Source organism: Pedobacter folensis, assembly GCF_056490665.1.
The window spans coordinates 220,735-246,765 of record NZ_JBWJIF010000006.1; the positions used below are offsets into that span (position 1 = coordinate 220,735).

The 26,031-nt window shown below is 40.3% G+C and carries 17 protein-coding genes; all 17 read right to left on the reverse strand.

Annotation, left to right across the window (positions count from 1 at the left end):
* Positions 1-107: 107 nt before the first annotated feature.
* The gene (locus AC04QZ_RS24825) at positions 108-419 is read right to left on the reverse strand and encodes a hypothetical protein (RefSeq protein WP_478359897.1); all 312 of its coding nucleotides are present in this window, start codon (positions 417-419) and stop codon (positions 108-110) included.
* A 17-nt stretch (positions 420-436) separates the two neighbouring features.
* Positions 437-1,702 carry a protease-associated domain-containing protein gene (locus AC04QZ_RS24830; protein ID WP_478359898.1) on the reverse strand — a complete coding sequence of 422 codons (1,266 nt, stop codon included), beginning with the start codon at positions 1,700-1,702 and terminating at the stop codon, positions 437-439.
* Positions 1,703-1,773: 71 nt separating this feature from the next.
* Entirely contained in the window at positions 1,774-4,089 is a 2,316-nt protein-coding gene (locus AC04QZ_RS24835) for an arylsulfatase (protein ID WP_086545606.1), read from the reverse strand.
* A gap of 44 nt (positions 4,090-4,133) precedes the next feature.
* The gene (locus AC04QZ_RS24840) at positions 4,134-5,654 is read right to left on the reverse strand and encodes a RagB/SusD family nutrient uptake outer membrane protein (RefSeq protein ID WP_086545605.1); all 1,521 of its coding nucleotides are present in this window, start codon (positions 5,652-5,654) and stop codon (positions 4,134-4,136) included.
* A gap of 27 nt (positions 5,655-5,681) precedes the next feature.
* Complete coding sequence (locus AC04QZ_RS24845; protein WP_478359899.1) at positions 5,682-8,795, reverse strand: SusC/RagA family TonB-linked outer membrane protein; 3,114 nt, start codon at positions 8,793-8,795, stop codon at positions 5,682-5,684.
* A 160-nt stretch (positions 8,796-8,955) separates the two neighbouring features.
* A complete protein-coding gene (locus AC04QZ_RS24850; protein WP_478359900.1) occupies positions 8,956-10,101 on the reverse strand; it encodes a formylglycine-generating enzyme family protein in 1,146 nt (381 codons plus the stop codon).
* A gap of 443 nt (positions 10,102-10,544) precedes the next feature.
* On the reverse strand, positions 10,545-12,179 hold the full coding sequence (locus AC04QZ_RS24855; protein ID WP_478359901.1) for an ABC-F family ATP-binding cassette domain-containing protein: 1,635 nt from the start codon (positions 12,177-12,179) through the stop codon (positions 10,545-10,547).
* A 136-nt stretch (positions 12,180-12,315) separates the two neighbouring features.
* Entirely contained in the window at positions 12,316-13,107 is a 792-nt protein-coding gene (locus AC04QZ_RS24860) for an SDR family NAD(P)-dependent oxidoreductase (protein WP_478359902.1), read from the reverse strand.
* Positions 13,108-13,154: 47 nt separating this feature from the next.
* Entirely contained in the window at positions 13,155-13,736 is a 582-nt protein-coding gene (locus tag AC04QZ_RS24865) for a TetR/AcrR family transcriptional regulator (RefSeq protein ID WP_478359903.1), read from the reverse strand.
* A 76-nt stretch (positions 13,737-13,812) separates the two neighbouring features.
* Positions 13,813-14,733, reverse strand: coding sequence for an AraC family transcriptional regulator (locus AC04QZ_RS24870; protein ID WP_478359905.1), 921 nt, complete (start codon positions 14,731-14,733; stop codon positions 13,813-13,815).
* An 18-nt stretch (positions 14,734-14,751) separates the two neighbouring features.
* Positions 14,752-15,585 (reverse strand): SDR family NAD(P)-dependent oxidoreductase, encoded by an 834-nt coding sequence (locus AC04QZ_RS24875; RefSeq protein WP_478359906.1) that lies wholly within the window; start codon positions 15,583-15,585, stop codon positions 14,752-14,754.
* A 210-nt stretch (positions 15,586-15,795) separates the two neighbouring features.
* Positions 15,796-16,635 (reverse strand): endonuclease/exonuclease/phosphatase family protein, encoded by an 840-nt coding sequence (locus AC04QZ_RS24880; RefSeq protein ID WP_478359907.1) that lies wholly within the window; start codon positions 16,633-16,635, stop codon positions 15,796-15,798.
* A 25-nt stretch (positions 16,636-16,660) separates the two neighbouring features.
* On the reverse strand, positions 16,661-18,442 hold the full coding sequence (locus tag AC04QZ_RS24885) for a RagB/SusD family nutrient uptake outer membrane protein (RefSeq protein WP_478359908.1): 1,782 nt from the start codon (positions 18,440-18,442) through the stop codon (positions 16,661-16,663).
* Positions 18,443-18,466: 24 nt separating this feature from the next.
* A complete protein-coding gene (locus AC04QZ_RS24890) occupies positions 18,467-21,775 on the reverse strand; it encodes a SusC/RagA family TonB-linked outer membrane protein (RefSeq protein WP_478359909.1) in 3,309 nt (1,102 codons plus the stop codon).
* Positions 21,776-22,134: 359 nt separating this feature from the next.
* On the reverse strand, positions 22,135-22,887 hold the full coding sequence (locus AC04QZ_RS24895; protein WP_478359910.1) for a YceI family protein: 753 nt from the start codon (positions 22,885-22,887) through the stop codon (positions 22,135-22,137).
* 487 nt (positions 22,888-23,374) lie between these two features.
* Positions 23,375-24,523 carry a hypothetical protein gene (locus tag AC04QZ_RS24900; protein WP_478359911.1) on the reverse strand — a complete coding sequence of 383 codons (1,149 nt, stop codon included), beginning with the start codon at positions 24,521-24,523 and terminating at the stop codon, positions 23,375-23,377.
* Positions 24,495-26,030 (reverse strand): hypothetical protein, encoded by a 1,536-nt coding sequence (locus AC04QZ_RS24905; protein WP_478359912.1) that lies wholly within the window; start codon positions 26,028-26,030, stop codon positions 24,495-24,497. Before AC04QZ_RS24905 ends, AC04QZ_RS24900 begins: the two co-directional genes overlap by 29 nt.
* Position 26,031: the final 1 nt, after the last annotated feature.

Below are 26,031 nucleotides of genomic sequence, written 5' to 3' on the forward strand. Positions count from 1 at the left end.
GGATATGTTAGTCTATGGAGTGATGGAGTGTTTAATTTCTTAATTTACCACCAGATAAAGTAAGGCAAAACACCATAAAATTAAACTGTTTTAACTTTCACCATCTTTCAAAACCCTGATTGCCTCAGCGATCTCATTTTCTCTGCTAATAATTCTAATAGAGGCTTTTTGGCCACTAAATTAAAACTCCAGATATCATCGGTGATAAAAATAAAATTGCCCTCAAAACTGTAAATGTAGTCTCCCCCTTCCATTCCGATTATCCAGTCTTCTTTTTTCGGGTCAGGATAGGCCTGTAAAACCCTCATACAATATTCGCGAACCTCATTTTCATCTCTAAAATCTTCCAAAATAGATAAAATGCTATCTTCCTTATTCAGGTTATATTTTGTTAGCATTTCATCTATCTTATTTTCCATAAATCATCTATTTTTCATTACAAGTGATTCGCCAATTCTAATTCTATTGCATTCCTAATCAGTAAAGCCGTTTCTTCTAATATTTTTGGTGATGTTGCGGTCTCATCATCAACCGGGGTATGAAAATATGGATTAAAATCGGCCCCAACAAAACCGAAATAAGAAGCATACCCGTATTTTTTGGCTACACTAAGCTCTCCTAAGGCAACATCCTTCAGCTGAGTAATCGACTTGTTATCAAAGGCTTTATGGATTGTATTCTCCATATTTGAGCTATAATAAACCCTCCTCTTAGGATCAACAGCATCAAGTTTTTGTATTCCGTCAGTTGTTTTTTGATATGCGTTTATGGCAAAACTCGCACCAAAATGCACCCACAGCCTGACATTTTCTGGTTTTGGTGCCCTTTTATCAATAAATACATGAGTTCCCCTATGATCTTCCAGTTCGTGAGATGAATTTGCGATAAAAACAAAGGTATACGGTGGTTTGGTAATGCTTACCCATTCGGCGATGGCATTAAAAATTGCAATTCCAGGTCCGCGCTCTCCACCACAGGTAAACCAGCCGCTAATTGGAGTAGAAACAATGACTTCTTTTTTGCCAGATCCAATTTTGGCGATTACGTTACGTGCCTGTACATCTTTTAAACTGCCTTTAATCTGAAGGGAAGCTGTGGCACCGCTGATTAACTGTGCGGTATCTTTTGGTGCAATCTGAACCACAGGAATTTTCCACGATGCATTTGGTTGGGTATTTAAAGCAGCTATTTGGCCTGCTTCATTATCCACAATCAAAATTATAGCACTGGCATGCCGGGCAATCAAATCATTAAAGCGATCGAGTTTTTCTAAACGGTCAATGTATTGACGGTCTTCTTTTTTTAATCTGATGATGGCAATTTTTCCCGAAACTGACTGTTTGTTCTTATCTGCATCAACTAAAACCGCATTTAAAGAAACATTGGCCTGGGCAACAGGCCAAAGCGGAAATACATTTAATACTTTATTTTTTACTTGTAGTGAAGCGCTTTCCAAAAAATACTGCTTCACCGGAAAATAAAGGTATTCGGTTTTATACCCTAATTTATCCAGTTTATTTTTCAGCCATGCCGATGTTTGGTTGTCGCCATCTGTCGCAGTTCTGTGAATCCCAAAGTCAACGTATTGCTTTACATCGGCGAACAATTTATTGCCATTAAAAATAGGATCACCGGCTTTATCTTGTGCCCATGTGCTTTTTGCCAAAACAGTGAGCATAAAAATTCTGAGTATTATTTTCATTTGATATGGATTTGAGAAATTGTAGTAAAACAAAACAGGCTACCAAAGATGGCAGCCTGTTATTTATCGTCTTATTTATATTCAATAGTGATGTTGTTTAACTTTCCGGTAAAGTTAAAGGGTGCTTTGTAACGATCGGTTACAGTCGAATTTCTGTCTGCACCTACGTCGATCCCATCTTTATATATTGCAATTCTACCTTCTGCGGCAACAACATTGCGCTCGCCTACCTTTTTATCATTGATATAAATCGCCTCAGTACCTGCAGGTGCATTTTTATCTTTACTTTCGTGAGCCGGCGCAGTGAAATTAAATTCGAACTTCAGTTTTGATTTGCCAACTGAAACCGGAACATTCGATTCCAGATACTTAACAATGCTGCCTGTATTATGTGCCACTACAAATTTCCCATCTTTAATAAATAAACTTAAACCTTCAAATTCAGAACCGGTAGCAAATAAAACCCCTTGTGCTCCTGCCGATTTGATATCAACATCTGCAGTAATTGAAAATGCATCGTTCTGGAACTGTGGTCCGCTAAGGGTTAAAAACTGCTCAATACCCGGGTAAAGCACCACCTTTTTATCAAGACCAAAAGGACTGCGGGCTCGTCCGCCGACGCTGTGACCGAGTGCATTATCATTTAATGGAAATACATTATACTTAATGGCCTCCTGCTCAAAAAGTGCCTGTAAATCTTTTACTTTTTCAGGGTATTTTGCAGCTAGGTTAATGCGTTCGTTAAAATCGTCATTCAGGTTATAAAGCTCCCATACATCTTGATTAAAATCACTTCCGGATTTATGAAAAACAGAAGCTTTCCAGCCGTCTTTCACAATGGCCCGCTTTCCAAATAACTCATAGTACTGAATTTTGTGTCTGTTTTCGGCATTGGCATCTTTAAATGAATAAACCAAACTTGTCCCTTCAATCGGTTTCTGTACACTTCCTTTAATAACTTCAGGAACCTTTGCTCCTGTTAATTCATATATGGTTGGTGCAATATCAATTACATGCCCGTATTGACCGCGGATATCGCCCTTTTTTAACTGGCCATTTGGATAATACACAATAAGCGGCTGGTGCGTACCGCCCTCACTGTTCGGGTCGGCTTTCCATAACCTGAACGGTGTATTGGTTGCCTGGGTCCAGCCTGAGGGTGCATCTTCAAAAGAGTGTTCTGTACCCAGTTTATCAATGTTTTTATATAACGCTGCAACTTGTTTATCTTCATCCAGTGAGCTGATATAACCATTTAAACTACCATGCTCCGGGCTGTGACTTGATCCGTTATCGCCAATGCTCACCAAAATCACCGTATTGTCTGCCTGTCCGATTTCTTTTACATAGTTAACAATGCGGCCAAACTCGTAGTCCGCATGCGTTAAGAAACCCGCATAAATTTCCATAAAACGGGCATATACTTTCTTTTGCTCTGGCGATAAGCTATTCCAGGCTTTAACCGTAGGATCGCGATCGGGCAGCACCGCATTGGCAGGGATTACTCCCAGTTTTTTCTGACGGGCAAAAACTTCTTCTCTGTACCAATCCCAGCCTTTATCAAATTTGCCTTTATACAAATCGCTCCATTTTTTATCTACCTGATGCGGAGAATGAATAGCACCGGTTGCAAAATAGAGGAAGAAAGGTTTATCATGTGCAATGGATTTTTGATTAGAAATATAGTTGATCGCTTTATCAGCTAATAGCGTGGTCAGGTGTTTCCCATTAGGTTCCGGATCAACAACTTTAGTGTCTTCGTAAAGATTTGGATGATACTGATCGGTATGCCCCAGCTGAAATCCGTAAAAGTGATCGAAACCCCGGCCAACTGCCCATCTATCATACGGACCAATTGCTGTAATTTCATTGATCGGCGCAACATGATATTTTCCCACGGCGAAAGTGCTATAGTTATTTTCGTGCAGCACTTCGGCAATTGTTCCCTTATCGGCTGGCATAATTGCATCATAACCCGGGAAACCACTCGAACTGTAATTTAAGGTACCCATATGTACCGAATGGTGGTTACGGCCAGTGAGCAGTGCGGCACGTGTTGGGGAACAGACCCCTGTAGAGTGGAAATTGGTATAACGTAACCCATTATTGGCCAAACTATCCAACACCGGTGTTTGCATTAAACCTCCAAAAGCACTCGATGTGCCATAACCGGCATCATCAATTAAAAATACAATTACATTTGGTGCACCCGCAGGTGCTTTTTTCTTTTCGGGAAAATATTCCTGAGATTCGGCTGCTGTTCTGCCAATTTTGCCTTTAAAACCCTGATCGGATGTTAATGGGTTTGATGTTTGTGCAGATGCCGCTTGAAATATCGATGATATTAAAATAGCTGCTCCCGCAATCTTATAATGTATCCTTTTCATAATACGTATCATTTAAAGTTTATGGTTTTCTAAAAATTTGTTTCTTACCAGCCTGGGTTTTGGGTAAGTTTTGGGTTTCTATCAATTTCACCCTGCGGGATGGCATATAAATAATGTCGCGCAGCTACATTCGTTTTTCCAACGAGTTTCAGGTTTTTAAGTAAAATCCCTTTACCTTCAGGACCAACGCCTGTAACTTCGGTTCCCGTTTGACGGATCAGGTCAAAATACCTGTGGCACTCGCCTACCAGTTCGAGGCGGCGATCCAGATAAACCGAATCCCTGAACTGATCTTTGGTTAATCCTGTCGTTAAGTCGGCCAAACCGGCCCTTTTTCTGATTTTGTTAATTGAAGTATAAGCTTTGCTTGTTGGCCCGTTAAGTTCATTTTCAGCTTCAGCATCTATCAAAATCACTTCTGCAAAACGTAAGATGTTCATATTGGCATCAGAGTTTCCGGTGCTGGCATAATTAGGGTCCCAGTTTTTATTGATGAAAGGAACAGAATCCCCTGGTGCATTGATCGTGGCATACTTTTTACCATCTGTCGGACTGGTATAATAAGTGACAAATGATACACGCTTTCTTTTATCCTTTCCTGAATAAAGTTTGTACAGACTGAAAAAATTATCGCTTCCAACGGTATAAAAAGCCAATTGATTTCCATAGGATCCTTTTAATCCGGGAACACCGGAGCGGATATCACTTGAGGTAATTAAGTGACCGGTGCTGATTGTACTTCCTTTTATCTGTGCAGAAAAAATGTGCTCTTTTCCATTTTTATATGCCGGAAGAAAAACCTGCGCATAATCATCAAATAATGCGTAACCATAACTGCCAGTAATTACGGCTTCGGCATATTTCACGGCATTGGCCCAATCTCTTCTGGTTAAATACACTTTGGATAACAAGGCCACCGCAGCACCTTCGGTAGCACGACCTGCTTCACCGCCTGAACCCGCTTTGAATAAAGAGGCCGCGGTTTCCAGATCATTGATAATCTGCAGATATACCTGTTCTTTCGGTGTTCGTGGTACCTGCAGTTCAGCAATGCTCAATTGTGTCTGGTCTTTTAACAGCAATGGAACATCGCCATAAAGCCTGACTAAATTAAAATAATAAAAGGCCCTCAAAAATTTGGCTTCGCCAAGTAAGCGGTTTTTAAGTTTGCCATCCATTTCTATGGCAGGAATTCTTTCCAGGGCAATATTCGCTTTATTAATGCCCTCGTAATGTTCCGTCCAGATTTGTTGGATGCGTAAATTTGTAGAAGCATGGGTTAACTTCGCCAGTGCCCTTACTTCTGCATTGGGAGAGCCCGGACCAGCATCCAGATCATCCGTCAGGAAATCCAATCCTGTATAAAACAGCCGGTTATATATCGGCTGTGCGCCAGTGCTATTGTCAACCATTGGATAATATATGGCATTAACAGCAGAAACAGCATCGCCAGCTGTTTTGTAAAATTGCTCTGGCGAGATGAATGATTTTGGGTTTTCGTCCAGTTTTACGCAGGCTGAAAGACTGGCAACAGCAATTGCCAGCAGTAAGTATTTTATTTTCATCGTAATAAAAATTAGATTTTGAAAAAATTAAAGCGTTAGGCTGATGCCACCCTGAATTGATTTTGCATTCGGATAAGCTGCCCTATCCATCCCCGTGCTTATGGAGTTCTGTCCATTGGTGCTTACCTCCGGATCGTAGCCAGTATACTTCGTCCACGTGTAAAGGTTAGAACCTGAGACATATACCCTTAGTGCACTTAATTTCAATTTGGAGAGTAAGCGGCCTGGAATGCTATAACCAATAGAAACATTTTTAAGTCTGATGAAAGCACCATCCTCCACAAAGCGGTCAGAAATAGTTACTGCCGGGTTTTCGATGGCTTTGTGTACATCAGTATTCCGGTTGGTCGGTGTCCAGCGGTCAAGTAATGTCGCTACAGCACCGGTATAACCAGTTCCTAGCTCCAGGTTGGCGCGCGTCCAGTTGAAGATTTTATTCCCATACGAGGCATTGAAAAAAACCGACAAATCAAAATTTTTGTATCTAAAAGTATTGGTTATGCTTGCCAAAAATTTTGGTTGAGAACTGCCCACAATCTTACGGTCGGCATCCTGCGTTATCGCACCATCGCCATTCAGGTCTTTGTACTTTTGTAAGCCCGTAGCAGGATTTACACCATCAATTTCGTACATGTAAAATGCACCAACCGATTCGCCAACTTTAATAATCTGGGTTGGTAAAGTGGTGGGACTGGCCGGATCTGTAACAAAGAAATAAGGCGCGCCACCAAGCGTAATAATTTTATTTCTGTTTGCAGAAAATATCAGGTTGGTTGTCCAGTTAAAATCGCCCTGGAAGTTTATGGTTTTCAGTCCTAACTCTACCCCTTTATTCCTTACTACACCTAAATTCTGAAATGCACTGGTCAAACTTGAAGAATAGGGCACCGGAACTTCAAGCAATAAATCTGAAGTTCTTTTATAATACACATCAGTTGTTAACTGGATTCTGCCCGAAAACAGTTCCAGGTCGATACCAAAGTTATATTGAGCTGTTTTTTCCCATGTTAAATCAGGGTTTGCAAAACTGGCTATGGCTAAACCATTAACCAGGGTATTGGCAAAAGTGTATTGATAACTCGATAAGCGCGAAAGTGATCGGTATGGATCGATCTCCTGGTTACCGGTTACACCCGCACTAAAACGAAATTTCAACGAACTGATGGCTTTTATGCCGTGAAGAAATCCCTCATTTGAGGCATTCCAGGCAATTGCTGCCGAAGGGAAAGTTCCCCATTTGTTATTGATACCGAACCTTGAAGATCCATCGGCACGGGCCGTTAAGGTTAAAAGGTATTTATTATCGTAGGCATAATTGATACGGGCAAGAAAGGATTGCAGTGCCCACTCTGTTTTTAATGATGTTGGGGTTGCGAGCACCGTTCCGGAAGCCAGATTATTGTATTTAAATGCATCGCTAACAAAATTTGAAGTACCTGCGGTAAAAACCTCGGTAACCGATTTTTGTTGTGTATTACCTAAAAGGATGTCGAAGCTATGTTTTCCATTAACTGTTTTTTTGTAGTTGATTGTATTTTCATTTAGCCAGTTTAATGTGGATAAAGCGCCTATTGATGCATTTCCACCTGGCAGACTTTCGTAAAGTGTAGAAGGCAGGTATCTGTTCTGTTTGTTATTGATGATATCTGTGCCTAAAGAAACCCTGGCTGTTAATCCATCGATAATGGTATATTCTCCAAAACTGTTGGCCAAAAACCTGGTGGTTTTTGTTTCGTTGGTCTGCAAGCTTAAAGTAGCTATCGGGTTTGCAACCGTTGCCCCAAAACTACTGTTTGCCGTAAAATTCCCATTAGCATCTTTTACCGGAACAACGGGTACCATAGAAAGAATATTGGCCACAATCCCGCTTGGTGCCACATCGGCATGGGTTATACTTCCGTTCAGATAAGCCCCCAATTTGAATTTAGCGTTTACTTCATGATCAATATTTAGCTTTGCCGAATACCGGTCAAAACCTGTATTCAAAATTATCCCTTCTTGTTTGAAATAATTTCCAGAAAGTAATAAACGTGTTTTTTCATTGCCCGACGAAATCGAAAGACTGTGATTCTGCACGGGTGCTGTTCTGAAAGCCTCACTTTGCCAGTCGGTTCCTGCTCCAAGCTGGTCCAACTGCGCCTGGGTGTAGAAGGGCGCTTTACCCGCATCGGTAAGGGCATCGTTTTTTAGTGCTCCCCATTCCCTGGCATTCAATACGCCTATATTCTTACTCACTTTTTGTGTACCGTAATAACCGCTGTAGTTAATGGAAAAACTGTTTTTGCTGCCTCTTTTAGTGGTAATCAGAATTACACCATTTGCACCACGAGAGCCGTAAATTGCAGTTGCAGAAGCATCCTTAAGTACATCTATCGATTCGATATCGGCTGGATTAATTGCAGAAAGCGGATTGATAGCCGGTCCGTTGGTGATACCGGCATCAACTGATGCATCGCCATTGTAAACCGGGAAACCATCAATTACATAAAGGGGTTCGTTCCCCGCATTAATAGATGTTCCACCACGCACCCGGATCGAAACGCCACCACCAGGCTGTCCGCTGGATTGGGTAACCTGGGCACCAGAAATTGCACCCTGGATAAGCCGGTCTGGCGAGGCCACCGGAACGCCTTTCAGTTCAGTGGGAACGGAGGAAAGTGAACCTGTAAAATCGCTTTTTTTCTGCGTTCCATAACCCACTACCACTACATTGTTCAGTGTATTTACCTGTTCCTCGAGTTTTACTTCAAGCGGCGAGCCGTTGGCTACTACCTGCAATGTTTTATAGCCCACAAAACTAATGGTAAGCGTATAGGGGAATTTTTGTCCGGTTACGAAACGAAAAATACCATTATTATCTGTTAGTGCCGTATGGGTAGTGCCATTTATGCCCACATTTACGCCTGGTAAGGTTTCACCCGTTCTGGCATCTCTAACCGTTCCGGTTAAAGTTGAATTAATAAGCGGGGTGGTTTGCGCATGCCCATTTTTTGAAAGTACAAGCAGCAAGGATAAAATCAGGAAGCTGAAGGTTATTTTTTTTCTTCCGATGAAAGAAACAGAGAATAGCTTCCTAAAGTATTGTGTAGGAAATTTTGAAGTAAGCGTGCGCCGGGCACGTACTTCATAGAAATTTTGCATAATTTTGTTTAGAATTAAGTTACCATTTGAATCAGGGCCAACGCCAATTGAGAACCTGGTTCGAAGATTTATTTAGTTTGGAGGGAGAAATGAAAATTTTTCCCTTTTTTATTTTCTGCAGTTCATTTTCATTTGTTTTGGTTTATAGTTAAGAATCTGGTTATTTATCTTTTACACATCTGAAGCCAAGGTGCTCCAGACTGCTGTCTTCTGATGTTTTCATTCGCCTTGCAACCCGATATCCGGAGCAATAGCTGGCATTACATAAAAAGGAACCGCCTCTGATCGATCTTTTTATAGCAAAAGTATCGTCAGGATCAAAAGATTTAGCCGGACCTCTGGGGTTATCGAAAACTTTGGCACTTGCATAATACCGGCTATCGTAATAATCTGAGCACCACTCCCATACATTACCCGCCATATCGTATAGCCCATAGTTATTGGGCTGATAAGACTTTACCGGTGCGGCATAATAGTAGCCATCTTTCTTCGCGTTTTGGTTAGGAAATTCTCCTTCCCAGGTGTTTGCTTTCACTTTACCGGCATTAAGGGCTTCATTACCCCAGGGATAGATTTTATTTTCGAGTCCACCCCTCGCTGCCCACTCCCATTCCGCTTCGGTTGGTAAACGCTTTCCGGCCCATTTACAATAAGCTATTGCATCTTCAAAAGAGATGTGGACCACAGGGTAATTATCTTTATTTTTAATATCGCTCTTTGGCCCATGGGGATGTTTCCAATCCGCATTTTTGGTCCATACCCACCATTGAGAATAATCATTTAAATCGACCTTATTAACACTCGGTTTAAAAACCAGCGAAGCTTTTACGAGTAAACTGGGGTCAGGTTTAGGCGTATTAGGCGGAAGCTGTTTTTTAATCACCTCCCAGTCGGGCGTTCGCTCAGCAGTAGTTTTATAATGTGTTGCATCGACGAACTTTTTAAACTGGGCATTGGTTACTTCGGTCACATCAATATAAAAACCTTTAACACTTACCCGGTGCTTCGGATATTCATCGGCCTGTGCCTGCTTATCGTCGCCCCCCATTAAATAATTTCCGCCCTTTATCCAAACCATTCCACCGATGGTCTTTACCGCAACACCGGGCGTATTTTCTTTAGACTGGTTTAATGTTGTAAACTTCACTCCATACCTGTTTGGAAGCTTAGCTGAACAGCACGATAAAACAGCATCAGCCGCCGGATGAGATTTAACCACCGGGTATGCCTGCCTGAAGTTCAAAAAAGGGCATGCCAGAAAAATAACCAAAGAGCTGATTACCAGTTTCCTGAAAAGGAGATTCATAAAAGGGATAATAAGGATATACTAAATAATATTTGTGACGAGCGCTTGGTAGTTAGCTGCACATACAACAATCTGCATCTAGTCTACAACAGGTTTCAGCATGGCTTAAAACAACATTCAACTTTAAATCAGGTCGAGTAGATTTGTTAATGTAAAGATGGTTCATATCGTTATGTGTAACATTGACAGTGCAAATATATAAATATATCTATATTATCTATGGATATAGTAGATTTATTATAAATATTAAATAATCAGCATGATACATTAAGGATTTTGCAAAAAGAATGGCCTAAAAAAATACAGAATTGCCAATACTATAATGAAAAAGCTGGTGAGTTGACCTGGTAATCTGGTATATACTGACAAACTCAAAAATCCGCTTCAAACAAAAAAGCAGTCCTTTTCAGAACTGCTTTCAAAATTTTTATTGGAAATCTGATTTAGTTTTGCTCAATTTCCTTCAGGCTATTCATTTTTTTATAGGCTAAGAAACCTTTGATATCTTCAAAATGTTCACGAACACGTTTATTACCAAATTCAAATACTTTTTGCACCAATCCATCTAAGAAATCGCGGTCGTGTGAGACCAAAATCAACGTACCATCAAAATCTTTCAATGCATCTTTAATAATGTCTTTGGTTTTCATGTCCAAATGGTTGGTTGGCTCATCGAGGATTAATACATTCACGGGTTCTAACAACAGTTTGATCATAGCCAAACGGGTTTTCTCCCCACCGGAAAGTACCTTCACCTTTTTAGTGGTATCATCGCCACTGAACATAAAAGCGCCTAAAAGGTCTTTGATTTTTATTGAGCCATCGCTTAACGGAATCTGATCAATGGTTTCGAATACCGTCAGGTTCTCATCAAGTAAAGCGGCCTGATTTTGTGCAAAATAGCCAATTTTAGCATTGTGTCCTACTTTTAAACCACCTTCAAAATCAATCTCGTTCATAATGGCTTTAATCATGGTCGATTTTCCTTCACCGTTTTTACCCACAAAAGCCACTTTTTCTCCCCGCTCGATCACCATTGATGCTTTTTCGAAAACTACATGATCGCCGTAAGTTTTGGTCAGCTCTTCTACCATTACCGGATACTGACCCGAACGTGGTGAGGGAGGAAACTTCAATCTTAATGCCGAGGTATCCACTTCATCAATTTCAATTACCTCGAGTTTCTCGAGCATTTTCACACGCGATTGCACCTGTAAAGTTTTAGAATAGGTCCCCCTAAAACGATCGATAAATTCCTGGTTATCGGCAATAAAACGTTGTTGTTCTTCGTAAGCCTTCAACTGGTGTATACGACGCTCGGCACGCAATTGCAGGTAATGGGTGTATTTGGCTTTGTAATCGTATATCCTACCCATGGTTACCTCGATGGTACGATTGGTAATGTTATCTACAAAGGTACGGTCGTGTGAGATGACCATCACCGCCTTTGCCGAATTGATCAGGAAATCTTCCAGCCATTGAATACTTTCGATATCCATGTGGTTGGTCGGCTCATCCAGTAAAATCAGATCCGGTTTCTTTAATAAAATTTTAGCCAACTCAATACGCATGCGCCATCCACCCGAAAACTCAGCGGTTTGGCGGGTAAAGTCCTTACGTTCGAAACCCAGGCCTTTTAATACTTTCTCTACTTCTGCATCATAATTGGTTTCTTCAATCGAATAAAATTTCTCGCTCAGTTCTGATACCCGCTCGATCAGCTTCATATAATCGTCGCTTTCGTAATCGGTACGAATAGTAAGCTGCTCGTTCAGCTCATCAAGCTCTTTTTGCATTTGATTCACCTCTGCAAAAGCTTTCATGGTTTCCTCAAAAACAGTAACGTTATCATGTGTGAGCAAGTGTTGTGGCAAATAGGCAATTACGGCTTCTTTCGGACCAGTTACGCTGCCAGAAGTAGGTTTAGCTACATCAGCAATAATTTTTAGAATGGTCGACTTGCCTGCACCATTTTTACCCATTAAGGCGATTTTATCGTTTTCGTTTATCGAAAAGGTTACGTCGCTAAAAAGGGTGGTTCCGCCAAATGAAACGGAGATGTTATTTACATTAATCACGATTGGGAATATTAAATTCGCGGCAAAGATAAAGGAAAGCGGTTAAATTTTAGCTACAATAATTTATTGCAGACACGAACACAACATAAATCATAATATCCAGTAAAAATTTATGCAAACACCACCCTTTACAAGATTAAAGTGTTTTTAAAACACCACCATCAGCCCTTAAGCTGGCTCCATTGGTAGCCAAAGAAAGCGGGCTGGAAAGATAGGTAGCCAGGTTTGCAATTTCTGCCGGATGAATAAAACGCCCTATTAAGGAGTGCGGGTTGGTTTGCTGCATAATTCCAGCTTTTAACTGCTCTACACTTAGGTTTTGCATACCTGCAATATGCTCAATGGTCCTGGCCACACCATCAGAGTAAGTAGGTCCGCCCAAAATCGTATTAATAGTGACCTCAGTACCTTTGGTTAATTTTGATAATCCATTACTTACCGCCATCATTGCAGCCTTGGTCATTCCATAGTGGATCATATTACCGGGAATATTTACACCAGATTCACTGCTGATAAAAATAATTCTTCCCCAGTTCTTTTCAAGCATTTGTGGCAATAATTTTCTCGATAACCTTACGCTACTCATCACATTGATTTCAAACATGTTGTACCAATCTTCATCTGTAGTCAGATCAAAATCTTTAAGTTCGAATATGCCCACATTGTTGATCAGAATATCGATATCATTCAATTGAGCCAACAAGGCTTCTACCTGCTCTTTTACTGAAAAATCTGCTGTTAGGCCAGACACTGTAGCATTTGGAAACTGTTGCTTTAGTGCAGCAACTGCGGCATTCATTTTTGCCTCTTCACGGCCATTTATAATCACCTCGGCCTCCTCAGCTAATAATTGTTGTGCTATTGCAAATCCAATTCCTTGTGTAGCGCCACTAATAAACGCTCTTTTTCCCTTTAATTTTAAATCCATTGTATTTTTATTTTTGTATCGATCAATACATAATTATTCAAAAAAAATTAAGCAATAATCCCCAACTGCATTTCTATCTGCGCTACGAGTACCTCTTTATCTGGATACATTCTTCTAAGCGTATTCAAGCCACACCAAAAGGTGATCAGATATTTGCCCAAAACCGCTGCAGATAACGGATTATTGAGCTGACCTAACTTTTTTTCCCTTTCTATTGCCCCAACAAACATCTCCTCAACATCTTTCAATATGCGAATCGACTCTGCCCCTAGTTCTTCATCCACATAAGTCATCTCCACAACAGTATTGGCTATGATACACCCTTTAAGATGGTCTTCAGGGCCTGCTTTTGCGATACTCCTGAAAAAGTCTTTTATTAACGCCAATGGTGATTCACTCCTTTCCAGTTCTTTTCTAAAATCATTAAATGCTTCCCTGCGTTGCAGCATTGCAGCCCTAAAGATTTCTTTTTTTCCTCCTTTAAAACTGTTGTAAAAACTACCCGAACCCACTCCTGTTGCGGTTAACAAATCGCTGAGCGAGGTTGCCGTGTAGCCCTTTTCCCAGAAAATGCTTTGTGCCTTGTTCACCAACTCGCTATGTTCAAATATTGCAGGTCTTCCTTTCATTTGACTTTTTATTTATGTATTGATCGATACAAAAATAGATAATTAAACTTATTATTCAAAATATCAGCAGAAGTGATCAGTTGAAAGACTGGCGATATTGTAAAGGAGTTTGCGTGGTTTTTTTCTTAAATAGCTTATTAAACGACTGTGGGTACTCAAATCCAAAACGATATGCAATCTCGCTAATGTTCAGGTTTGTTGTTGAAAGCAATACTTTAGCGCGCTCAATAATATGGTTATGAATATATTGCAGGGTGCTTTGCCCGGTGAGGTTACGCAACATGTCGCTTAAATAGTTGGCAGAAAGATGAAGTTCATCTGCAAGTAATTTAACACTTGGGAGTGACGTTACTGCCTTGTTTTCATTTTCAAAATAGCCGGTCAGAATTTGTTCTAATCTTGATAAAAGATCATGGTGTACAGCCTTTCTGGTAATAAACTGCCGGTTGTAAAAGCGATTTGAATAGCTGAGCAATAACTCTACATGCGAAACAATCACATCCTGACTGTATTGATCGATACTATTTTTAAGTTCCTGCTGCATTTGCTTCAAGAGGGAAAAAACAACTTCTTCTTCTCTTTCTGACAGATGGAGTGCTTCTGCAACGGCATAAGAGAAGAAACCATAATCCTTAATATGCTTTCCTAAAGGATAATTCTGGATCAACTCCGGCTTAAATACCAGCATATAGCCATTTACTGCATTTCCGTCTGTTTCCCTAACCGAGAAAACCTGTCCGGGTTTGGTAAAGGTCATTATCCCCTCTTCGAAGTCGTAATCCTGCTGCCCGTAACGAAATTTACCGTTGGTACCTGTTTTGATGGCTATGCAATAAAAATCATTGGTAAAGTGTCTCCATACATCACTGTGTTTGTAGCTTAGCAATGCGAAATCAATCACACTCACCAAAGGATGATCGGGCTTTGAAAGTGCAAATAAACGGTGCAGCTCAGAAATCGATCTGATCTGGTAAGGTGATTGATCTGTCTTTTTCATTTCCTCAAAGTTAGCCAATTAATCCAAGTCAGTAGATAACGATAAGTGCTTCCATTGCTCCATTTCCGCTTGTTCGTTTTTTCGTTGTTCCAAAATAGAGTTGTAGCTATCTGGCCCAAGGATAAGGTGAACAGGTGGCTCTTGTGCCTTTACTATAAGGTTCAATGCTTGTGCCAGCTTTTTCGGATCACCTGGCTGGTGTCCGTTAAAACTGCTCAACATCGCTGCATGTGCTTTTTTACCGTACCCTTCTATTTCTTTTTCAGCCACAAGCAGCGTAGTTTCAGACATGAAATTGGTACGAAACATACCCGGAGCCACTACAGTTACCTTAATACCGAATGGCTTAACTTCTTGCGCCAAGGCTTCTGAAAGACCTACCACAGCAAATTTTGCAGCATTATAGCTTCCGGTATTGGCATACCCCATGTAGCCCATATTGGAGGCAATATTAATAATGTGACCTGATTTTTGCTTTCTGAGGTATGGCAGTACATGACGGATAATATTCACAGTACCAAAAACATTAACCTCTTGCGTTTTACGAAATTCTTCTTCAGAAATTTCTTCGAGACTGCCAACCAGATAATAGCCTGCATTATTTAATACTACGTCTAATCTTCCAAAATGTACAATGCTCTTAAATACGGCATCACTCACTTCTGCATCTTTGGTAATATCTAATGCCAAAGGAAGAAAATTTTCGCTGGCTTCGCCAAGATTGCTAATCAGTTCGTTTATATTTCGTGAGGTGGCAACCAATTTGTCACCATTTGCCAATACGAGTTTGGCAGTTTCAAGTCCCATCCCTTTGGATGCACCTGTGATAAACCATACTTTTTGAATGTTCATTTTTAAATTTTGATTATAGTACAAAATTCAGCAATGACCAGGTGCTAAAAGTATCCATTTTACTGTAAAGTGTATCCAGTTTCAGGTAGTCGAACGCTTAGCATTCTAACCCATTGGGAAATGTTCTCCATTAAAAAAGGATCTCTTGAACGATAACAAGAGATCCTTTTTATATTATTATACCTTATTACAGCGGTAAATTAAGTTTGACTATTTCAGTTCAACTTCGGCCAATACCGGAAAATGATCTGAAGGAAATTTACCAAAATAGGTATCCGTCAAAATGCCCCACCTGCTTGCGGTAAATTGTTTGCTCATAAAGATATGATCAATTACGGTTTGCCCACGTGGCGTGCGGAACCCATTTGAAGATGAATTATTGGCATAAGGGAACTTAACTTTTGCATGTGCATCTGATAAAACACCTGAAGTTGCAATTCTTTGATACCATTCGCTGTCTCTGCCCCCATTTAAATCGCCGGTTAACAAGGCTGGTGCAGCGCCGGCAATTTCAGCTATTTTTTTTAGGATTAGTTTACTGCTTTCTTTACGGGCAACAACCCCCTGGTGATCATAGTGAACATTAAAGGCATAAAACTTCTTTTTGCTTTGTACATCTTCTAGGAAAACCCATGAGCAAATTCTATTGCAGCAGGTGGCGTCCCATCCTTTCCCAGGCTGATCAGGGCTTTCAGATAACCAGAAGTCACCACTTTTAAGTAGTTTAAAACGATCTTTACGATAAAAAATAGCAGAATGTTCCCCTCCATCTTTACCGTCATCTCTTCCCTTGCCATACCGCGCGTATTCTGGTAGGGCTTTAGAAATATCATCCAACTGGTTTTTTAAACCTTCCTGAATTCCAAGTACATCGAACTTATGAAAGCGGATAAGGTTAGCAACAACAGGTGCCCTGTTTACCCATAAATTACCTGAATCAGCAGGATTATCATAACGGATATTAAAGGTACCAATGGTAATCTGCTGCGCCTTCACCACCAATGTAGTTAAGGATAATAATGTTGCAGTCAACAATAATTTTATTTTCATTTTTATTTATCTGTTAAATCAGTAATTATTCCCAGCCTGGGTTTTGTTTCAGGTTAGGATTTCGTTGAAGATCGCTTAAAGGAATTGGATAATAATAATTTCGCTCATTCCATTTTCGTGGAATTTCTTTCATCCAGGTAAGTTCGCCAGAACTACCATTCTTCAACAATTGTGAATTGGCCGCACCACCAATAGTTGCAGAAACATCCACATAAGTTACACCTGCTACTCCAGGTGTTGGGCGTGTTCCCTGATAAAATGCAACATCCAAAATACCATCCTCATTTAAATCCATAGGGGTATTTAAAGCTGGCACGTAGAAACCGTTCCATTCTTGCTCCATCAAAGGGCCTCTTTTCCATCTCAATAAATCAGCATAACGCAGTCCTTCCAGACTCAGTTCAATACCACGTTCTCTCCTGATCTCCAGTAAGGTGGCATCAGTAATACCTGGAAAGTAATTGGTAGTTAAATAAGGATCAGCAAAGGTTGGTTTGATGCTTAAACCTCCGGTAATTCCGGCCCTCGATCGTAGCGCACCGATGGTCAAAGCCCACTCCGCGTCAGTTAAGGTACCCAGTTCGGCTTTTGCCTCAGCATAATTCAGCAATACTTCTGCATAGCGAAATAAGGCTATTGCATTGGTATTCAGGGCACCTGCATCAAAGTAAGTATCATCAAGTGTGTATTTGATCGGCTGGTAACCAGTAAAGGTATAGGAGAAAACTGGCGGCGCAGGCACTTGCTGCCCACTGCTTACTCTTTTATAGTCGCCTAAACGGATGGTTTGCTTCAATCTTAAATCACGATTTTTCACCTCATCTTTAAAAAGCATTGTACTATAAGCCGGATCGTTGGTATATGGTGTACCATCCAGTTTCAGGAAAGTATTAATAAAGGTGCGGGTAAAACTTGCTTTTGCACCGTAGGTACCACTGGTCCACCACCAATTGGCCTCATTTAATACGCCAAGGTTAACATCAGCAACAGCTGCCTGAAGCACTTCATTTGCCAACGGTGTATTGCTTGTAAATACCTGACGATAAGATACGCCTGCACCTCCAGCCGTATTGAGTGAATAACCACCCTTTTTGATAATCTCGTCAGCAGCTGAGGCCGCATCTTCCAGCCATTTGTTTGCCGTTGCACCCAAACTTAACTCGGTATGATATTTCCTGTACGTGCCTTCAAAAAGACAGATCCGGGATTTGTAAGCATAGGCTACCCATTTGGTAATCGTGGTTCTGCTGGCATCGTTGGTGGCCAGAATGTTTGAACAGGCAAAATTGATATCGGCCAGTACTGAATCCATTACCAGCTCTCTTTTATTTCTACCTGCATTTAATGCCGGGTCATCAATATCTAAGGGCTTGTTAATCCAGGGTACATCGCCAAAACGCTTTACCTTTTCCATATAAAAATAAGCACGAAAATAACGTGCTATACCCAGGTAGTTATTGCGAACTGTAGCTGACACGGCGGGATCGTTACAGTTTTCGATAAAATAATTAATGTTCCTTAAATCTCTCCAGGTCCAGCCAGAGCTGTTATTGGCGGCAAAACCACCCTCGCGGATAAAATCAGGAACGGACTTCACGGCCAGATAATCGGACATTGCATCCTGACTGGTAGAATTCTTGGGAAGAAAATCCATGCCATAAAAGGAGTTGGTATATAATTTTAGTCCGTTCTCTGTACCGAAAACAGCTTTTTTAGAGGCTGTTGATTCTGGTTGCTGATCTAACTTTTTGCAGGCTGCCAAACTCAGGCAGGCCAAAAGAATCCAGATATATTGTTTTTTCATCATTTCTATTATTTAGTAATCCACAGCTTAAAAACCAATGTTTAATCCAAAGGAGTAAGATTTCATTAAAGGATAGTTATAACCATCACCATTTGTACTGTTTGGATTCAGGTCCTGATCTGAAGGCACGGCATTTTCTACATCGATGGTATGTTTTACAATTTTGTACATCGGCGAGTAGGTAAATAGGTTTTCACCCGAGAAAAACACTTTCGCACTGCGTACACCAATCTTGTTTATCCATTTGGCTGGCAGGTTATATCCCACCTGAAGGTTTTTCATTCTCAGGTAAGCCACATTTTGCAGGTATTTTGTTTGCGCCACGCCAAGTGTACGGTTGGTATTACTCGATGCAGCCCTCGACATTGTTCTTGGGAAGTAGGCATCGGTGTTCTGTGGTGTCCACATATTTCCCAAATGAAAAGTTGGGATATTGTTATATGGCCTGTTATACTGCCCCCAGAACATTTCTGTTTCGGTGCTTGGGTACCATTGTTGTTTGCCTACCCCCTGGAAGAATACAGAAAATGAGATATTATGCCAGTCTGCACCCAGATTAATACCATAAAGATATCTCGGTGCCGAATTACCGATGATTTTTCTATCTCCGGATTTGCCCACTTTATTCTCGCCTACGTTGATAAAACCATCTCCATTCAGGTCTTTAAGTTTGATATCGCCAGGGAACCATTTACCGGTTGGAGATGCCCTCATCTGTGGATCCTGTTTGGCATGAGCTGCTATATCGGCATCATCAATAAAGAAACCTTCGGTTTCATAGCCCCAAATTTCTCCCAAAGTTTGTCCCTCATAATAATCGCTCAACAACTTATCCGGATTATTGTATTTATCGATCTTGGTTTTGTTATCAGAAAGGGTTAGCCTCACATTATACCTGAAGGGCTTATCCGATCTTCCGATCCGGTCATTCCAACCTACCGAAACCTCCCAGCCACGGGTTGTTAAGTCTGCATAGTTCCCTTTGGGAACATCGGCCCCAAACACTGCAGGTGGCGTAAGGCCGAAAGTAAACATATCAGTAGTTTTACGGACATAAGCATCTCCTGTGAATGTCAAACGGCCTGAAAGCATGGTCAGATCTAAACCAAAGTTGGTCGTGGTAGAGGTTTCCCAGGTTAAGCCATCTGGCAATACTGCCGGAATTTTGGTTGTTTGTGGTTTAACACCATTCAGAATAACATTGGATTGGCTGATATTGAAGATTTCCTGAAATGCATAGGAAGCAATATTACCATTTCCAAGAGATCCGTAAGAAGCCCTTAATTTTAAATCGGAAATAAATTTATCAGATACTTTCCAGAAAGGCTCTTTATTGATCCTCCATCCTGCTGAAACCGAGGGAAAAAATCCATAACGCTGATTTGAAGGGAATTTTGATGATCCATCATAACGTGCATTTACCTCTACCAGATAACGATCTTTAAAAGCGTAGTTTAACCTGGAGAAACCACCCAAAATAGCCCACTGCTCATATCCTCCACCTGTGTTGATTGATTGGCCCAAAGCGAGGTTGAGGTCTGTGGCGTCTTCAAAAATAATTCCATTACGCTGAATGGCAACACGGTTATAAGTAGATTGCTCATAGTTGTAACCTGCCATTACTTTTAAATAATGATCAGCCCCGAAACGGTTTTCGAACTCGGCATAAATATTCGTGGCCAGGTAATTCGTTTCGCGTTTATCAAACAACAGATCGTTAGTGGTTGTGCCTACGTAGGCCGTTACTCCGCGTACATTACTATAAGGCACCTGCACTCTTTTCTGGTCGATATCGTTATTGGTATTGCGAAAGGTAAAATCAGCATTTACCCTTAATTTATTGTTTAAAAAACTGCTTCGTAAGCCTGTTATATTCCTAAAAACCTGACGTCGGGTATCAATCCCGTTTTTTCCGTAGATAAAATCACCAACGGTATATGCAGATGCAAAAGTTAATGATCCGTCAGGATTAAATAAAGGCATTGTTGGTTTTCCTTCGTCGGCAATGTTCCGCCATATACCGCCACCCTCACCAACGTTAATGGGATTGTGATAATTCATCACCGAGTAATCGGCATTGTTTTCGATACTCAGCCATGGAAAAACCTGAACAGCACCTCTTGCACGGATATTTTTCATATCATAATCATCGCTATTGTATCTAAACAAACCGCCCTGATTTAAGAAACGTCCTGAAACCAGAAACGAAGCTTTATCACCACCGCCACTTACCGACAGGTTATTTTCAAAGGCAGCAGTATTCTTTTTATACAGCTCGGCATAATAATCGGTGCTGCCATAATAAGTATATTCTCCTGTAGTTGGATTAACCTCAATTTGATTGTAAGGCTGACCAGATTCTGCTCTTTTCTTAAACTCATCAAGATATGCCTGCGAGAATTTCTGGGTTTTGTTCGCATTTTGAGGAAAAGCACCATCGCCATTTACAAAAGCTTCAGCAAACATTTTTGCCCAGGTGTAACCATCAGTTACATAATCTGGAACCTGCAATGGGCTTTTTATTGAGTAATTGGATGAATATGCAACACTTGTGCGCCCTTTTTCAGCTTTTTTAGTGGTGATCAGCACAACACCAAAAACACCCCGTGCACCATAAATGGCTGCAGAGGCAGCATCCTTTAAGATGGAGACACTCTCAACATCGTTGGGATTAAGCAGACTTGGGTCTCCCTCAAAACCATCAATCAGGATCAGTGCACTCCCACCTTGGCCGATGGAAGTTGTACCCCTAATATTATAGCTGGGTGACTGGGTGGGCTTACCATCCATCATTTTCAGATTTAGATTTGGAAGAAGTCCCTGAAGCCCTTGTGTAAGGTTTGTAATCGGTCTGTTCTCAATGCTCTTAGAGGTAATCTGATCAACTGCCCCGGTTGCATTTTCTCTCTTCTGGGTGCCATATCCTACAACAATCACCTCGTTTAAACTTCCGGTCTCTCCTTTAAGGGTTACATTTAGGGTGATTGTTTCGTTGCTTTTCGCTACAACTTTATTTAAGGTTACAGCCGTGTAAGAAATGAAACTTACCTGAATATTATAAGTTCCGTCCGGAACATTTATGCTAAAGCTACCATCAGGTTTGCTTTGTACAACTTTGTTTAATTCCTTGATCAGTATGCTTGCACCCGGAAGCGGATCGCCCTTTTCATCAACGATCTTACCACTGATGGTTCCTGTGCCTTGCTTTTTTATAGCATGTACTGCATGATCCCAATAAATCGCAGCGTTTGCAGGTACTGAGATTACACCGGATAATAGACTTGCCAATGATACGCATAGCAAAAACTTCCGCTTAAGCAGTAAAGGTTTTTTCATGTTAATTAAAAATTAGTAATCGGTTCTAAACCGTTTTAGTTTATATTCTGGGTCCCTTAGAATGCTGGCAAAGCTACTCGACCTATGTAAACACTATATTAACTTACTTTAATTTTTAAAGCCGAAATGAATGAGGTGAGGAATGGGGAAATTGATTTTTTTATTTTAGGGTTTAGCGGAGAGCGTTAGGGGTTTAGCGATAAATCTACACTAACTGCCAAGCGCTAAAGGTTTAACAAAAAGATTGTTAGCTAAAAAAAGAAAGTGCCATAGGAGTTTCCTAAGGCACTTTATGATTAAGGTGAAATCCCTTGCTTTGTCAGCGCGGATAAACAGGATATTCTTTGATATTTATTTTATTACGATGATCCTTTGTAAAATACCAAATTCAACGAAATATGGATCATGTCAGAAATCAGTTCATCCTTTAAATCGGAAAAGAAATTACCTGATTTGTAGGTAATGCCCCATTTTGTCCGGTCAATATCCATTTCAGCCTCAGCTTTTAAACCACTTCCATTAGGGCTAATCGTAGCCACAAATACCAGCGGTTTGGTCACCCCTTTTATGGTCAGGTCACCAGTTACCTGATATTGATTTACCTTACCCGTTGCTACAATAGACTTCACATTGATGGTAGCTGTAGGATATTGGGCAGTCGCAAAGAAGTTACCCGCCTTGATTACCTGTTCAGACTCCCTGTTTTCGCGTGGCAGCAATTTGTCTACCGCTGTAATGGAGGTCATATTCATCACAAAATTCCCATTCCGCAATTTCCCTTTTGCATCAGCATTTAATACGCCCGAATTGAACAAAAGAAAGCCATTATGTCCACCATTAACCTTAGTAGCCTTCCAAAAGAGCTTGCTCATGTTCAAATCCAATTTGTAAACAATCGGCTTGCCAGCTGGCTGCTGCCTCGCCATAGTTGTATTGATCAGGCAGAACAGTATCGCCAAAATCACTAAATATTTATTTTTTATGGGCTGGTTAATCAGCGCAATTTTTGGCCACCCGGCAACAGGCTTGTCTACCGAACTTTCCTTTTGCCGGGCAAAACCCGACAGGGAAAACATCATCGCCTGAAATAATAAAATAGTTTTTGTTTTCATAGGAACACAATTAGTCTGGCAAATCTAATTTGGCCAGCGCATTCCATCACCAGTAAGATTGTAAAAAGAATTGTAAAGAATGTAAATTCAATTTAAATGTAACGCTAGCATTATAAAAGCAAGTGGATTATGAAATGAATGGCGGAGATCTGATTGCTGATTGAATTATCCAATCAGCACATTGCGGTGCTGGTACCTTGCCCATAAGTGATCAGGAAGAGTTCAGATAAGCAAAAATTTATAGGTAATTTAAAATGAATTGAAATACACTAAAATGACAACGCAGATGAACTGGGAAAAACTTAAAAATTAGAGAGGAACATCAAGTACTCAGTCCGAAAGTCGTCGATAAAAAAGAAAGCCGCTAAAAGTCTTGCTAAAAAAACGGGGATTAGTACTATAACCAAAAAAGTTGCATGTTTAGCCAAAATGCAACTTTTTTATTTACCCTCCCTACTCTAAAACATCGCTTAAAATATGTAGAGTTTCAATGCATTACTTTAGGCTTTTTCTTAAATTTCTGTATAAACTTTGCTTGTTCGGTTAGTTGTTTTTGTTGTGCAATACTTTCATTCTTAAGCTGGATTAGATGTAGTGTTAATTCTTCTATCTTTTTAAGCAAAAGTTTATTCATCTCTCCTAAGGCAACCCCGTTTGTTTGTGCTTCATTTGCGGTTGGCATATCTGGCAGGTGTTTATTGGTTTTAATATAACTTTCCAGTTCTTTTAGTGTCCCAACCTGATAACCTTTCTCAAAAACATAATCGGGCCAGTTAGTTGCATCAACTTTTATTTCGTGCGCTCTGATCTTACCATTTACAGATAGTTTTTCTTTCGGAAGATGTGTACCTATACCAACATCACCATTATCCATTAATGTGAATCTATTATTGCAAAGTGCCCCAGGCGCACAATTCAAGTTGTCATAAGCCCAAAATTGTAAAGAGTTTCCATATCCACCAGACATATTAAAAATCCTCCAGATACTCGCAGCTCCATTTGCTGTTTTAGCAGGGTTTTGGATTTCAATTGATCCACCAATATTTGCATCTGCAATTGATGTAATTAAATTTCCTCTAACCAACGTGCTTCCATTCACATCTAACTTTGCTGCAGGAGTGCTTGTACCTAAACCAATATTTCCAGATTCGTCGGTCATCATCATCGGTACAATATTGATGGATGAGGTGATATCTGTACCTGTTGGTGTAGAAGCCTGGGTGGTAACATTTACATACTGTGCAGATAATGCATTTCCAAAAGAAAAAGAAGTTACAGCGAATGAGGCATAATCGTTAGGATTAGGCACAATGTAAAAATCAATATTGGCTTCATTTCTATATGCTCTTAATGCGATTCTACTTGAAGAATAGCTACCTAAACTAATTTGTTTAACACTTAAACCTGCTCGATTGGAAATATAATAGCTTGTTTCCCCATTTGAATCGGAAAAAAAAGAGCCTCCAAATATTTTGACAACGATTTTTTGTGAATTCCCTCCGGAATCCTGATCAAATATTAAACTTCCTACATATACATATTTAGTCCCAGGCACAGAAATTACCTGAACAGGAGTTTGTGCATCTGAACTTAAGTAGTAAAACAGACTAACGATTAGTAGTATTATTTTTTTCATATTCATTATTTTTTTGTTTCATAAATAGCTCCAGTAGCTGCTTTAATTCAGCATAGCCTTTTTTTAATACTTGTATCTCATCCTGTTGTCCTTTAATCAGTGAGTCTTCCTTTTGCAGCTGCTTATCCTTTTCAATCAGGTGTAAAGTAAGTTCCTCTACTTTCTGCAACAGTTTAATGTTCAATTCACCAAGATTTACACCACTGTTAACCATTTCGTTGGCTGTTGGTATTTCGGGCAGGTGTTTGTTTGTTTTAATAAAAGCTTCTACATCTGACAGGCTTCTCAATTTGTAGTCTTTGTCAAAAACAAAGTCTGCCCCAGTGGTATTTACCACAATTTCGCTTACTCGCGCTTTTCCGTTTACATCGAGTTTATATGAAGAATTGGATTGAGTAGTTTTTCCAACTACCAGATTGCCATTCCGGTTAATGTGCAAGGCCGAACCCAAAGTTGATCCTGAGGGATAAAAATTTATTCCAGCATTGATACTTGAAGCTATTGTTGGTATATCTGGACCATAATTACCTCCCCAGGTAAGGTTATACCCATCAGGCATATTAATACTTCCATTTACATCGAGTTTTGAAATAGGGGTATTTGTACCAATCCCAAGATTTCCATTCGATAAAATAGAAAATCTCCTTGCTCCTCCCAGATAAGCCGTTAAATAATCGTCGCCTCCTTCTATAACAACTGCCTGATTTGCGCCTTGAAAAGCCATCGCAGGAATATTGTTACTATTCTTTTTTAATGCTAAGGTTATACCTGCTGGGCCATTTACAATTGCTGCCCCATTCACATCTAACATTGCCTGAGGATTTGTAGTACCAATCCCCACATTACCGTTCTGTGTAATCCGCATTTTTTCACTATTTTCAACCGGTTGATCTAGATTTAATTCACCACTTACACCAGTATGAAAAGTAATGCCATGATAATAGTTTAAAGAAACAAAAGATCCAGAGTCATATATACTCCTTGTTTTTTTCACGGAATTAGTTATCGTACCTGCCACTACGTTATTCCCCAGAATAGTCGATGCACCAGCACTGGTTTCAGACAAAGAGGCATAGTCGATCAGATAGCTGCTGGCCCTGTCTGCAAGTTTAATATTACCGTTTACGGTTAGTTTTTCTGTCGGAAAATTACTTAGGCCAATGCCAAAATTCCCATCTTCATTACTGATTAATAAAGAACGCCAGCCACCCCAGCCTGCATTATTAAGGCCTGATCGGAGGAAAACTTTATTATCATCACCAAAAGCAAATTCATGTGCCTTACCACCAGAATCGTCTAGCCAGCCTCTTAAGCCCAATACAGTATAATAGTAACTTGTAGAAAGACCCAAGGCGGTAGCCGCTTTAAAATGCCCCTGTAAAGACCTCTTATAAGAATCTGGACTTGATGGAACTGATCTGGTATCTTGTATGACCAGCGTATCTGTTTGTGCCAGAAGGGCCTGTGTTATTAATGTCAGGGAAACTGTGATTAGATATTTTCTCATG

What these genes read in the sequence shown, in the direction of transcription:
- AC04QZ_RS24890 (WP_478359909.1), bottom strand. Translation starts at nt 21,775, where the DNA reads ATGAAAAAACCTTTACTGCTTAAGCGGAAGTTTTTGCTATGCGTATCA.
- AC04QZ_RS24835 (WP_086545606.1), bottom strand. Translation starts at nt 4,089, where the DNA reads ATGAAAAGGATACATTATAAGATTGCGGGAGCAGCTATTTTAATATCA.
- AC04QZ_RS24900 (WP_478359911.1), bottom strand. Translation starts at nt 24,523, where the DNA reads ATGAAAAAAATAATACTACTAATCGTTAGTCTGTTTTACTACTTAAGT.
- AC04QZ_RS24870 (WP_478359905.1), bottom strand. Translation starts at nt 14,733, where the DNA reads ATGAAAAAGACAGATCAATCACCTTACCAGATCAGATCGATTTCTGAG.
- AC04QZ_RS24885 (WP_478359908.1), bottom strand. Translation starts at nt 18,442, where the DNA reads ATGATGAAAAAACAATATATCTGGATTCTTTTGGCCTGCCTGAGTTTG.
- AC04QZ_RS24825 (WP_478359897.1), bottom strand. Translation starts at nt 419, where the DNA reads ATGGAAAATAAGATAGATGAAATGCTAACAAAATATAACCTGAATAAG.
- AC04QZ_RS24905 (WP_478359912.1), bottom strand. Translation starts at nt 26,030, where the DNA reads ATGAGAAAATATCTAATCACAGTTTCCCTGACATTAATAACACAGGCC.
- AC04QZ_RS24830 (WP_478359898.1), bottom strand. Translation starts at nt 1,702, where the DNA reads ATGAAAATAATACTCAGAATTTTTATGCTCACTGTTTTGGCAAAAAGC.
- AC04QZ_RS24850 (WP_478359900.1), bottom strand. Translation starts at nt 10,101, where the DNA reads ATGAATCTCCTTTTCAGGAAACTGGTAATCAGCTCTTTGGTTATTTTT.
- AC04QZ_RS24880 (WP_478359907.1), bottom strand. Translation starts at nt 16,635, where the DNA reads ATGAAAATAAAATTATTGTTGACTGCAACATTATTATCCTTAACTACA.
- AC04QZ_RS24895 (WP_478359910.1), bottom strand. Translation starts at nt 22,887, where the DNA reads ATGAAAACAAAAACTATTTTATTATTTCAGGCGATGATGTTTTCCCTG.
- AC04QZ_RS24860 (WP_478359902.1), bottom strand. Translation starts at nt 13,107, where the DNA reads ATGGATTTAAAATTAAAGGGAAAAAGAGCGTTTATTAGTGGCGCTACA.
- AC04QZ_RS24865 (WP_478359903.1), bottom strand. Translation starts at nt 13,736, where the DNA reads ATGAAAGGAAGACCTGCAATATTTGAACATAGCGAGTTGGTGAACAAG.
- AC04QZ_RS24840 (WP_086545605.1), bottom strand. Translation starts at nt 5,654, where the DNA reads ATGAAAATAAAATACTTACTGCTGGCAATTGCTGTTGCCAGTCTTTCA.
- AC04QZ_RS24845 (WP_478359899.1), bottom strand. Translation starts at nt 8,795, where the DNA reads ATGCAAAATTTCTATGAAGTACGTGCCCGGCGCACGCTTACTTCAAAA.
- AC04QZ_RS24875 (WP_478359906.1), bottom strand. Translation starts at nt 15,585, where the DNA reads ATGAACATTCAAAAAGTATGGTTTATCACAGGTGCATCCAAAGGGATG.